9 protein-coding genes and 1 tRNA gene are annotated in these 12,200 nt (G+C 60.7%); 5 read left to right on the top strand and 5 right to left on the bottom strand.

Translation table 11 applies throughout. The annotated features are described in order from the left end of the window. Positions 1-506: 506 nt before the first annotated feature. Complete coding sequence (gene infC, locus N688_RS13500; RefSeq protein WP_420341017.1) at positions 507-1,241, top strand: translation initiation factor IF-3; 735 nt, start codon at positions 507-509, stop codon at positions 1,239-1,241. Positions 1,242-1,830: 589 nt separating this feature from the next. Next, positions 1,831-3,240 (top strand): S41 family peptidase, encoded by a 1,410-nt coding sequence (locus N688_RS13495; protein WP_052889766.1) that lies wholly within the window; start codon positions 1,831-1,833, stop codon positions 3,238-3,240. A gap of 602 nt (positions 3,241-3,842) precedes the next feature. Here N688_RS13495 and N688_RS13490 read toward each other — a convergent pair. The 5 genes from N688_RS13490 to N688_RS13470 all read right to left on the bottom strand — a co-directional run bounded on the left by N688_RS13490 (position 3,843) and on the right by N688_RS13470 (position 9,008). Then, complete coding sequence (locus N688_RS13490; RefSeq protein WP_052889765.1) at positions 3,843-4,457, bottom strand: hypothetical protein; 615 nt, start codon at positions 4,455-4,457, stop codon at positions 3,843-3,845. A gap of 96 nt (positions 4,458-4,553) precedes the next feature. Next, entirely contained in the window at positions 4,554-5,495 is a 942-nt protein-coding gene (locus N688_RS13485; RefSeq protein ID WP_052889764.1) for a hydroxymethylglutaryl-CoA lyase, read from the bottom strand. Positions 5,496-5,711: 216 nt separating this feature from the next. Continuing rightward, entirely contained in the window at positions 5,712-7,202 is a 1,491-nt protein-coding gene (locus tag N688_RS13480) for a hemolysin family protein (RefSeq protein ID WP_052889763.1), read from the bottom strand. An 8-nt stretch (positions 7,203-7,210) separates the two neighbouring features. Beyond that, positions 7,211-8,683 (bottom strand): bifunctional UDP-N-acetylglucosamine diphosphorylase/glucosamine-1-phosphate N-acetyltransferase GlmU, encoded by a 1,473-nt coding sequence (glmU, locus tag N688_RS13475; RefSeq protein ID WP_202901922.1) that lies wholly within the window; start codon positions 8,681-8,683, stop codon positions 7,211-7,213. Positions 8,684-8,934: 251 nt separating this feature from the next. Next, positions 8,935-9,008: transfer RNA gene (locus tag N688_RS13470), tRNA-Gln, on the bottom strand. Positions 9,009-9,388: 380 nt separating this feature from the next. Here N688_RS13470 and N688_RS13465 point away from each other — a divergent pair. From N688_RS13465 to N688_RS13455, 3 genes are all read left to right on the top strand, one after another. After that, complete coding sequence (locus N688_RS13465; RefSeq protein ID WP_052889762.1) at positions 9,389-9,874, top strand: DUF4395 domain-containing protein; 486 nt, start codon at positions 9,389-9,391, stop codon at positions 9,872-9,874. A 31-nt stretch (positions 9,875-9,905) separates the two neighbouring features. Continuing rightward, the gene (locus N688_RS13460) at positions 9,906-10,358 is read left to right on the top strand and encodes a thioredoxin family protein (RefSeq protein ID WP_052889761.1); all 453 of its coding nucleotides are present in this window, start codon (positions 9,906-9,908) and stop codon (positions 10,356-10,358) included. Between the two features lie 189 nt (positions 10,359-10,547). Next, positions 10,548-12,155, top strand: a complete 1,608-nt coding sequence (locus tag N688_RS13455) for a carboxyl transferase domain-containing protein (protein ID WP_052889760.1) — start codon at positions 10,548-10,550, stop codon at positions 12,153-12,155. Positions 12,156-12,200 lie beyond the last annotated feature (45 nt).

Below are 12,200 nucleotides of genomic sequence, written 5' to 3'. Positions count from 1 at the left end.
AGCCGGCTGCTCCTAGGCGCTATCGCTGGAGGCGCCAGTGTGGGGGCGGGGAAGATGGAGACAGCTGCCAGGCAACCGCTCATAGTGGTCCTCCTTTGCAGTTTCCGCTGCCGCTGCTTAGGGAAAGCGACGCGGAAGCAGCATCTGAAGCACAGACAATGCGCATAGAAGGACGCAGCCAGAGATCTTCTGCGTCTGCTGAAGGCGTAGAGGATAGAGCGAACAAACGCATTACCTCAATAAGTATAACATAAGAAAGGGGCCGTCTGTCACGGCCTGCCAGCGAGTGAGAAGCGGCAAGCAGCGCAAGGCGAAAGGGAGGGACGAGGGGCAGGGTGGGCAGGGGCGAAGCGCTGCACGCCAGCAGAGGGAATGGAAGGGAGCCAGGGGCCTCACGGGAGCGCAGCATGGGCGCAAAATCAATTGACTTCTCCCACCCCTTATGCTACACTTAATCCGTCTATCCAGGGATAGACACGGTCCTGAGAGAAACAGATCAGCAGGTTATCACAAGTCAGACAAGTCAGGAAAGGAAAAGGGAGGTTTGGCCTATTAACAGAGATCCTCGGGGGAATGACCGGACGCGCGAAACACGGGTCAATGAGCGCATTCGGGCACGAGAAGTACGCCTCATTGATGAGAATGGCGAGATGATCGGCGTGATGCCGACGCCCCGCGCTCTTGAAATCGCCCGTGAGAGGGATCTGGATTTAGTCGAAGTGCAGCCCAATGCTGTACCACCGGTCTGCAAGTTGATGGACTATGGACGGTACAAGTACGAGCAGGCCAAGAAGGAGAGCGAGGCGCGCAAGCATCAGAAGACGATTACCCTCAAGGAGATTCGCCTGCGCCCTCGCACCGATGAACATGATATCGGCGTGAAAACACGCAAGATACAGGAGTTCCTAGCTGATGGCGATAAGGTGCGCGTCAGCGTCCAGTTCCGTGGACCAGACTTGCGCCACCCAGAGATTGGCCGTAGGCTGCTGGAGAACATCGCCGAAACCCTGAAAGGGACGGCTGTCATCGAACGCCCGCCTGTAATGGAGGGCCGGGTGATGTCGATGATCGTCTCGCGCGCGCCGGGGTGGGAACCGCCAAAGAAGCAGGCACCTGCCCCCTCCGGTAAACGCCAGGTGGCCACGGCAGGAGCCGTGGCTGGCAGTCAGGCGTCAACCTCCCCATCCGCTCCTGCTGCTGGGAGCCAAGAGGTGGGGGAAGCCACTGATCGTCAGCAATAGCGATAGGCATGGCCATGTGAGATGCAGTAATAGCTCCTCCTGAGCCTCCTCTGCCCCCTCCTCGTGTGCCAGTCTCTACGCATCGACGAGAAGGAGGAGAGCGAGCTGACAGGAGCCAGGCCCTTCCCACAGAGGCACTCCTCTGGAATAGGGAAGCACCGGCTGTCAGCAAATGGCCTCGGACAGCAAAGCTGCTCTGGAGGAAGCCAACCAACTGCTGTTTGGTGTGGGCCTGCCCTACCCTACAGGGGTCAGTGTTGGAGAACGGTACCGTCGCCTTCCTGGGCTATCAGGAGCGGATGCTCTTCTCCTGTAGAACAGCAGAATAGCTCAAACAGCAGGCAAAAGGACGTAGTTCTCAGTAACTACGTCCTTTTTCTTCCCTATTCGCATGAGCGGTTGACTTTTCCTGCCAGGGCGACTACCATACGGGCAGGACTGAGTTGATAGTCCCGCCGGAATTGCCCCGCTGGCCTGGCTTGTCCTGCATTGTGCCTGTGCTTGCCTCTGCCTGCTATCTGGTTCGTGATCGCCTGCTGAGCTTGATTGGTTGCTAGCTAGCTAGAGACGCATTCTTGGGAGGAATCTGGTGAGCAACTACTATGACCCGCGCTGGTATGAAGACGATGAGCGGCGCAGTTGGAGGTCGTTTTCAACCGAGAGCGTCTCCGACTCCGGCTCTGCTGATCCGCAAGCCGCTACTTCACCCCCGCCTGGCGCTCCAAGCGCCCCATCTGATCAACCTGCGCCTCCTGGTTGCCGCACTGCCGTCCGTCGTGCCGTCACTGTGACTGCGCTGCTCGTTCTGGCTTTCATCGCTGGCTGGTTCAGCCACCAGTTTTTCTCTTCCGGCTCCTTCCCCGCCAGTAGCCAGTCGCAAAAATATGCCCAGTTGTTCCAGCAAGCCTGGACCTTAGTTGATCAGAAGTATGTCGATCGCAAGGCGATAAACTATCAAAAGATGGCCTACAGCGCTATTCAAGCCATGCTTGACACACTCGGCGACAAGGGGCATACGCGCTTTCTCACGCCCGACCAGGTCCAGGCTTTCAATCAGTCTCTCAGCCCGACCCTGGTTGGTATCGGCGTCTATATCCAGCAAGATCCCACGACGAAGCAAGTAGTAATCAGCGACACAGTGCCGGGGGCCCCTGCGGAGAAGGCCGGCCTCAAGCCTGGCGATGTTCTCCTCTCGGTCAATGGCCAGAGCGTGCAAGGCAAGGATCTTGATACAATCAGCTCACTGTTGCGAGGGCCGGAGGGCACCGCTGTCACGGTGACCGTGCGTCGTCCCGGCACGAATCAGACCCTGACCTTCCATCTGAAGCGCGCCAGGATCACTGTGCCGAATGTGATTATGCACTATATTCCCGAGGCCCATGTCGCTCATATTCAGATCGTTCAGTTCGCCGATGGGGTCAGCGATCAGCTCCGCAGCAGCGTTGAGCAGGCCAAAAAGCTCGGAGCCAAAGCCATTATCCTTGATCTACGCGGCAATCCTGGCGGCCTGGTGGAGGAGGCCATCAATACTGTCAGCGAGTTCCAGGCCAGCGGTACCGTCTTTCTGGAGCAAGATAGCTCGGGGAGGCGCACGCCATATCAGGTGACAGGGCACGTGGTCGATGGAAAGATTCCTCTGGTGGTGCTCGTCGATAACGGAACAGCCAGCGCCGCCGAGATCGTCTCGGGAGCTTTTCAAGACAACCATCGAGCAATAATCATCGGAACACGTACCTACGGCACAGGGACAGTGCTGGAACAATTCCCGCTTTCCGATGGCTCTGAGCTGCTGCTCGGCACGGCTGAGTGGTTGACGCCCGATGGCCACTTTATTCGCCAGAATGGAATCCAGCCCAATATTGGGGTCTCCCTCAAGGCGGGACAAAGCCCCCTGACACCGGCGGCGGAGAATCGCAACCATACAACCTATCAGCAGATTCTGCAAAGTGGTGATAGCCAGCTGATTCGGGCGCTCCAGTATCTCCAGAGCCAGCCCTAGGAGACGAGCGCTCAATCGGCTTCCGCGTTGCTCGGTGCGCGCCAGACTCGCCTGAGAGGGCAGGGGATGTGAACAGCAGCGAGGGCGATCCTCCAAGATGGAGAGAGGTAGCGGCGGCTGGCGAGTCGCTCCCGGAGCCTGATGCGGGCGGCAAGCGAGGGCAAGGTGAACAAGCGCAGCGGCGCCCAGTGGGCCAGGGAATCAAGGCAGCGTTCGCGGGAGCCAGCGGGCAAGGGCAGAGCGGGAAGGCCAGGCACAGACGGCTTTGTCCTGGCTGGCAGCCTCCTCTCGGGTGGTTCCTGTCCTGTTGGGCCGCCTTGGCGGTGGCCAGCGCTTCCTACGCCAGAACCAGCGCCAGATCGATGGGGAGAGAGCAGCCGCTGCTTGCGGCGGACCGACGGACAGCCAGACGTCCCTTGCGCGCCGTTCGTTCTCGCATCCTGCTTGAAAGCGGTGGGTCGATATGGTGGATCGAACCCAACCGAACCGAACCGGCTTCAGGCGGCAGACAAACAGCTCGGTAGAGCAACCAAGAGCGAATAAAGGGGCCAGCTAGCCGGATCGCTGGAAGTTCCGCTCAATAGGCGAGGTCGCTCTTGCTTCTAGCGCGAGGAGACCTCTGGTGGCCAGAGCCGCTGAGGCGGATATGGTGCCTGAGTCTTCGCCTGCGTCTGGACACCTTGTCCCTGCCCTTGCCCCGGCTGTGGCTGGTAGCCTGGATAGCCCATCTGCTCCCCTGGCCAGGGGGTGCCTCCCCACCAGGAGAGCTGCGAGGGAAAGGCCGCGGGCGACTGGCCGGCCATTCCTGCGGGGACGGCCCCGTAAGATGGGGCAGCAGCTGCCGCCGATCCGGCTGGCATCTGACGAGGCCTTCCAGACTGAGGCGAGAGCGAGGCCGCGCTCGAAAATGGTTGACCTGCCAGGCTCGCCTGCAGATCTGGCCCAGCGACCGGCTCGCGTGCGGATGGCGAGGCGGCAGCTGCCGAAGCCCCTTTCCGACTGAGCAGGATAATCAGCCCCTTGAGAAGCAGGGCAAGGCCGAAAAAGGCCAGACCGCCCCCCAGAATCACCCAGTAGGGATAGATATATTCGCCGCTGCAGGCAGCATAGGCCACCGCAGCCCCCACAGGAATCAGCAGGACTCCCAAGAGAAGCTGCAACAGCGGCTTCTCTCTCCTGGATAGCAAGCGGTAGAGCCAGTAGAACAATCGAATCATCAACTTGCTCCTTCCTCAGAACAAGACAGCAACCGGTCGATGGGATCAGCCATCGATACAGGTGTCTATTTTAGAAAGTGAGGAAGGAGCAGTCAACTAGCTCTCGCTGCATTGAGCCTGAGCAGTAGCAGCAAGGTAATATTTGCTCGTCGGTGGGTGATCGAGTACCGTGGCGATGAAGCGTGTAGCTCTGACCACCTGCTCGAGCGAGATCCCAGTCGCGAGGCCCATGCCGTGGAGCAAATAGAGGAGATCTTCGGTCGCCAGGTTACCGCTGGCCCCGGGAGCATATGGGCAGCCGCCCAGACCTCCGGCGGAGGAATCCACGCAGCTCACGCCCATCTGAAGGGCGGTCAGCACATTGGCCAGCGCTGTACCGCGCGTATCGTGGAAGTGCACGGCCAGACGCTCAAGAGGAATGCCGCCTTCGCTCAGCAGCAAATCTAGAACCTCGACGACCTGATTGGGCGTGGCCACACCAATGGTATCGCCCAGCGACAGCTCTGCGACACCCATCTCCAGTAGCTCCAGAGCTACTGCCAGGACGCGCCGGGGATCGACCCGTCCTTCGTAGGGGCAACCGAAGACCGTCGAGATATAGCCGCGCACGCGTACCCCTTCACGTTGTGCCAGGGCCAAAACAGGCCGGAACTGGGCCAGGCTTTCGGCAATGGTGGCATTGATATTGTGCCGGGTGAAGCTATCGCTGGCCGCCGTAAAGACCGCCACCGAGCGCAATCCTGCGGCTAAAGCCCGCTCCATGCCCTTGAGGTTTGGCACCAGGGCTGTCAGGCGCAAGGTTGCTGGCAGATCGTGCAGGCCAGCTATGACCTCGCTGGCATCGCTCAGCTGTGGGATAGCTCGCGGGCTGACAAAAGAGGTCACCTCGATCTCGGAGTAGCCTGCTTCGGCAAGCAGACGAATGAAATGGATTTTCTGCTCCGTGGAAACAGGCACTTTCTCGTTCTGCAGGCCATCGCGCGGTCCCACTTCGACCACGCGCACCTGGCGCGGTAGGGTAGAAAGATCAAGCTTCATCGCTCTACGCGGCCTCCCTGCTTCCCTGCCTCCCTGCCCAAGCCGCCATGAGCCGTCGTGCACAGTCGACGGCGGCGTAGCGGGAGGCGTGTGGCGCGGGACTCAAGTGGCCGCCTGCTCCTTTCTCCAACGTGGAGGGTGGACTTCAGCTCACCAAGGGAGGCGGCTCGTCTCTGGCCTGGCCGCCCGTCTGGGCCTCGTGATCGGCGGCCTGGATCAGGAGAGGTTGGTGGCCTCCCTCATGATGGGGGATTGAGCCATTGCCTGCCGGGCTGGAGCGGGTGCCCGTTGCTTCTCGGGGCTGGCCGGCGCGTGAGTGGAGGTCGAAGGCGGAGGAGCCGGCAGCCTGGGCTGATCGACAGGGGCCGCCTCCGACTCCGCTGCGCTGGCATTGCTCAGGCGCAGCACGCGCACCTTCGTAATGCGCCGTCCCCGGGTTGCCAGCACCGTCAGATTCAAATCCCCGTAGGTAATCGTATCACCTGCCACTGGGATCTTGTCGAGCTGAGCGTAGAGGAAGCCGCCGAGCGTCTCATAGTCCTCGTTATCGAGCTTTGTTCCCATCAGCTCATTGAAGTCGTCGATATTCATCTTGGCGTCGACGATGTACTCCGTCTCGCTCAGGCGCTCGTACAGGTTCTCCTCGCGATCGTACTCATCCTTAATATCGCCGACGATCTCCTCCATCAGGTCCTCAATCGTGACCAGGCCGGCGACCGAGCCATACTCATCCACCACGATGGCCATATGGGTGCGCCGCTGGCGGATCTCGCTTAGCAGGTCGTCGAGCTTCTTCGTTTCCGGCACAAAGTAGGCCGGACGCACCAACTCGCGCACCAGGCGCGTATGATGGCCCTGGCGTAGCTCCTTCAGCAGATCCTTGGTATAAAGGATGCCCAGAATATTATCAAGAGACTCCTCGTAGACAGGGATACGAGAGAGGCCGCCCTGCAGGGCCACATCGACGGCCTGATCGACGGTAGTATCGGCCTCCAGCGTAATCATGTCGATGCGTGGCACCATCACCTCGCGCACTGGCGTATCGGCGAACTCGAAGATGCTATGGATCATCTCCTTCTCCTCCTCTTCGAGCACGCCCTCTTGTTCGCCGACCGAGACCAGCAGACGCAGCTCCTCCTCCGTCACGAAGGGACCCGCGTGCTTCAATTCACCACCGAGCAGGCTCGCCAGAGAAGAGGTGACTACTCCGAGCAACCAGACGAGCGGGCGGAGCAGCCAGGCGGCAAAACGCACGAAGCCGCTGAGGGCACGAGCCCAGCGCAGAGGGTTTTGCACAGCAGCAGTTTTCGGGGTGATCTCACAGAAGATCAGGACGATCAGCGAGATGAGCACAGTCGCGATCAACTCGCCCCAGGTGGTGGAGAAGCGCAAGGCCAGGACCGTAGCCATGCTGGAAGCCACGATCACCGCGATACTGTTAACCACCAGGATCGTCGAGAGGAAGGTATTCGGGTGGGCCAGCAGGCGCTCCAGCTCAGCGGCCTGGGGATCACCCTCCTCGACGAGGTTTTTCAGCTTGATGCGGCTGACCGAAGTCAGCGCGGTTTCGGCGGCGGAAGCGGTGGCGCACAGAATCAGCGCAATGACCAAAATGATCAACTGCAGCCAGGCCACGCCGTCGAGCTGGGGGAGAGAGAGGCTGAGAGCGGCGGCAATCCTGACAAGGGGTATGCCATCGGCGTCCATAGTTGTAGTTACTCCTTTTTGCCTCCTTCCGCATCTGAGGAGGCCTCTTCTGCTGCTGCTGCTGCCGCGGGATCGAGCATACGCAGCAGACGGGCGGGCACACCAACCACCAGCGCATGGGGAGGCACATCGCGGTTTACCACTGCGTTGGCGCCCGTCATGGCTCCCTCACCGATAGTCACGGGCGGCACGATGATCGTATCGCAGCCGATAAAGGCCCCGTCCTCAATGACCGTACGGTACTTCTGGCGTGTGATCCCGTTATAGTTGGAAGTGACTGTACCCGCACCAATGTTGACATGGGCCCCGACAGAGGCATCACCGATGTAGCTGAAGTGATGCATGTCGGTTTCCGCACCGATATACGAGTTCTTCACCTCGCCAAAGTTGCCCATGCGCACGCCCCGAGCCAGATGAGCGCCTGGGCGACAGTGGCTGAAGGGGCCGATCCGTACATCGTCTTCGAGAATAGCCTCTTCGAGAGCTGAATTCCGAATGATACAGCGGTTCCCGATCATCGACGACTCGATGGTGGTTCCAGGGCCGATGCGGCAGCCGGAGCCGATTTGTGTTCGGCCAGTAATCATGGTGCCGGGCAGGATAACCGTGTCGGGTCCGATGGAGACCTCGGCGTCGATATAGGTGGCCGCAGGATCGACGATTGTCACGCCCGCGTACATATGGCGCTCCAGGATGCGGCGCCGCAGGATTTGCTCCGCTGCCGCCAGCTGCACGCGATCGTTCACACCGATCGTCTCCTCCAGGGCGCCAGTCACCGTCGCAATGGTGCGCCCCTGCGAGCGCGCAATGGCCACCAGATCGGTGAGGTAGTACTCGCCGCTGAAGGGATTGCGTGCGAGGTGAGGCAGCGTCTCCCAGAGCCAGCGACGCTCGAAGCAGTAGACACCTGAATTCACCTCTTTAATGCGCTTCTGCTCTTCAGTGGCACGTTTGACCTCGACGATCTCCACCACGGCGCCCGAGGGATCGCGAACCACGCGCCCAAAATCCGAGAACTGCTCGGTGATGGCGGTCAAGAAAGTGATGGTGGCCTGACTCTCTACATGGCGGGCCACGACGCGGGCCAGCATCTCGGCGCTGATGAGCGGGGTATCGCCGTAGCAGACGAGCACTGTCTCAGGAGGGGGAGACAGGACATCGATGGCCTCGCGGGCGGCCAGGACAGCGTGGCCTGTGCCGAGTTGCTCGGCCTGCAAGGCATAGTAGCAGCGCTCACCGAAGGCGGTCTGGACCTGGGCGGCCTCGCAGCCGACGACGACAATGGGGCGATGGGCGGTAATGGTGGCTGCCAGTGGAGCAAAGGCAGAGGTAAGAGGGATAGTTTCCACGGCATTGAGCACATGGCCTAACATCGGCAGCCCGGCCAGCGGATGGAGCACCTTGGGAATGGCTGAACGCATCCGCGTGCCCTTGCCCGCTGCAAGGACCACGGTCGCATAGGTCTTCATTGTTGAATTCACAGAACCTCTTGTTTCATGGCTGTCTCCTCAGCGGCTCGTGCCCCTGCGCCACGAACCGCCGGGCTAAGCTGCGCTGAACTGGCAAGGTCTCTTGCCCTTGCTGCCCAGGCGCGAGAAAGGAATACATTCCCCCTTTTTCTTGCTTGCTTGCTGCCAGTGCAAGCACGACAAAAAACCTCGCTCAACGCTTCTACCTGGTCCTGGAAGACCAGTCCCTGCTCTTGCCAGCAGCGCGGCGGGCAGGTGAAAAGTGGTTCGGGTGCCAGGATTCGAACCTGGGATCGCGGATCCAAAGTCCGCTGCCTTACCGCTTGGCCACACCCGAAGGTAGTGACAGGCTCTCTCGTCACGTCTCGCCAGGCAACCAGACCTTGACCGGCTTGCTGGAGCTGGCTGGCGCCTGCTCGCTTTGCCGCTGTTGCATGCTCTGGCGATAGTGCAAAGCCGAGATACGACACCTTGTCTCTAGCTGCCCGAGAACAGGATACCTTTTCTTGTCGGCCCTGTCAAGGGGGGATGGTGGCGCTAACCGTCGCTGTGGTCTGCTGTGTGGCAGGGAATATGGCGGGCCGCGCTGTGGTTGTTTACTAAATAGATACACTATGTTATCATTCAGTCAGGCGAAGGCTCTGTTCGAGGGGCGCTCATCGTCGCTGGTCGAGGGGAGCGCCAATCGGCCTGATCTGAACTGGAGGAGGAACTGCTGTGGAAGCTGTTTCTGCAACTGATTTGCGCGTCGATACGCGCCTGGCGAAGTTCTCGCAGGGCAGTGTAGTAGTGCTAACGGCCCTGGCTTTTCTGCTGAGCTGGCCGCCGCTGGTGCTGATCACCGGCTTGCTCCTGGCCTGGAGTGCCCTCTGGCCGGCGGCTGGGCCGTTTGCGCTCTTCTATCGGCATGTGCTGGTAGCGAGCGGCCTGTTGAAACCGCGCGTTGTCGAGGACGATCCAGCCCCGCATCGCTTCGCTCAGGGAATAGGGGCCACGCTCCTGCTGGTCGCCGGGCTCCTGCTCCTGCTGACGTCTGCGACGCTGGCCGGTTGGGTGCTAGACCTGCTGGTCTTTGGACTCTCCTTTGTCAATCTGACGGTTGGCTTCTGTGCCGGCTGCCTGGTCTACTACTATTTGGGAAAGATCGGTCTGGTCCCTCGCGTGCGCTATGAAGGGGGCTTCCACTGGCGCGGTGTGAGATAGGCGCAAGCTGGTAGAAGGGAAGAGCAGGGAGATGCTGAATGTGATCCTCTGGCGGGCGGCCTTACTGCTGCTGCTGGCTGCCCTCCTGTGGGGGGCGATTCTGCTCGGACGGCGCTTTGTTGAGCGGCAGCGTCGAGCCGCTCTGGAGGCGCCGGCGTTGGCTGCCGACCGCCGGAATGAGGCGGGGGCTGCCAGCGGGCCGGTGCGCATTTTGCTCTTCAGCAGCGCTGAGTGTCAGCAGTGCCATCGCTTGCAGAAGCCGGCGCTGCGCCAGGTCCAGGCTGCCCGTGGCGAGCTGGTCAGCGTGATTGAGGTGGATGCGCCGACGGAGCCCCAATTGACGGCTCGCTATCGCGTGCTGACGCTGCCGACGACGGTTGTGCTCGATGGTCAGGGTAAGGCCCAGGCGATCAACTATGGCTTTGCCCCGGCGGGGCGGCTGCTGGCCCAGATCGATAGCGTGCTGGCGCAGCAACACTGCTGAGCGACGAGCGCGTCTAAAGGCGCCTCTGGCCTTCGTTGGCTCTCTTCTCTCTACACTGGCCTTGATGCTGCTTGAAGGGCCCCTCTGCTTTGATGGGAAGTGGCCTTCGTCGAGGAAGATCTTGACGAGGAGGAGCACCTCATGCCACAATGGCAGTGATTTCTTCAGAGAGGAAGAGAGCGAACGCCCATGCGAGTCCTTGAAACGCATGTTGACCGCAGCAGTCCTGAATTTCAGGAAAATGCGCGTTATTTCCGTCAGCTTGTGACTGAACTGACGGAGCGCCTGCAGCAGGTGCAACAGGGCGGAGGCGCTGAAGCCGTGGCTCGCCACCGTAAGCGCAACAAGCTCCTTGCGCGCGAGCGCATTCATTTGCTCTGTGACCCCGACACCCCGTTTTTGGAGCTGAGTCCGCTGGCCGCCTGGGATATGTACGACAACGAGGCGCCTTCGGCGGGCATCGTGACTGGTATTGGGGTTGTTGAGGGCCAGGAGTGTATGATTATCGCCAACGATGCCACCGTCAAAGGCGGGACCTACTACCCGATGACGGTGAAGAAGCATGTGCGGGCCCAGGAGATTGCCGAACAGAACCGCCTCCCCTGTATCTATCTGGTCGACTCGGGCGGGGCCTTTTTGCCGCTGCAGGCCGAGGTCTTTCCTGACCGCGATCACTTTGGGCGCATCTTCTACAATCAGGCGCGCATGTCGAGCCAGCGTATTCCGCAGATTGCCGTCGTGATGGGTTCGTGCACTGCGGGCGGTGCCTACGTGCCGGCGATGAGCGATGAGACCATCATTGTACGCGGCACGGGGACCATTTTTCTCGGGGGGCCGCCGCTGGTGAAGGCGGCGACCGGCGAAGAGGTGAGCGCCGAGGAGCTGGGAGGGGCCGATGTCCATTGTCGCACCTCGGGGGTGGCCGATCACTATGCTCTTAACGATGAGCATGCCCTGGCGATCTGCCGCAGCATCGTGGCCAATCTGCAGCGGCGCAAGTACATTCCCTGGGAGATCACTGAGCCGGAGCCGCCGCGCTATGATCCCGAGGAGATCTATGGCATTGTGCCGCGCGATTATCGCAAGAGCTATGATGTGCGCGAGGTAATCGCTCGCCTGGTCGATGGCAGCCGCTTCCATGAGTTCAAGGAGCTGTACGGGACGACGATTGTCTGCGGTTTTGCTCGCCTCATGGGCTATCCAGTGGGTATAATCGCCAATAATGGAGTGCTCTTCTCGGAAAGCGCCCTCAAGGCGACCCATTTTATTGAACTGTGCGCCCAGCGCCAGATCCCGCTGGTCTTTCTGCAGAATATTACCGGCTTTATGGTGGGGCGTCAGTACGAGAGCGGCGGCATTGCCAAGGATGGGGCGAAGATGGTGATGGCGGTGGCCAACGCACCGGTCCCTCGCTTTACGGTGATTATCGGTGGCTCCTTCGGAGCGGGCAACTATGCGATGTGCGGGCGCGCCTATGCCCCGCGCCAGCTCTGGATGTGGCCCAATGCCCGCATCTCGGTGATGGGAGGCGAACAGGCGGCCAGCGTTCTGGCAACGATCCGCAAGGAGAACCTGGCGGCGCGCGGAAGGACGATGACGGAGGAAGAGGAAGCAGCCTTTAAGCAGCCGATTCTGGAGAAGTATGAGCGCGAGGGCAACCCATACTATAGCACGGCTCGCCTGTGGGACGATGGGATCATCGACCCCTGCGAGACCCGTATGGTCCTGGCTTTGGGGATCGCGGCCTCGCTCAATGCCCCCATGCCTGAGACGCCTTTCGGTGTCTTCCGTATGTAGCCACAATATAAGAGCATGAGCGGAGAAAGCTGCTTTGCGCCCCGA

Source organism: Thermogemmatispora carboxidivorans (genome assembly GCF_000702505.1).
In the GTDB taxonomy this organism is placed as follows: domain Bacteria; phylum Chloroflexota; class Ktedonobacteria; order Ktedonobacterales; family Ktedonobacteraceae; genus Thermogemmatispora; species Thermogemmatispora carboxidivorans.
This window is presented reverse-complemented; position numbering and strand designations above follow the sequence as displayed.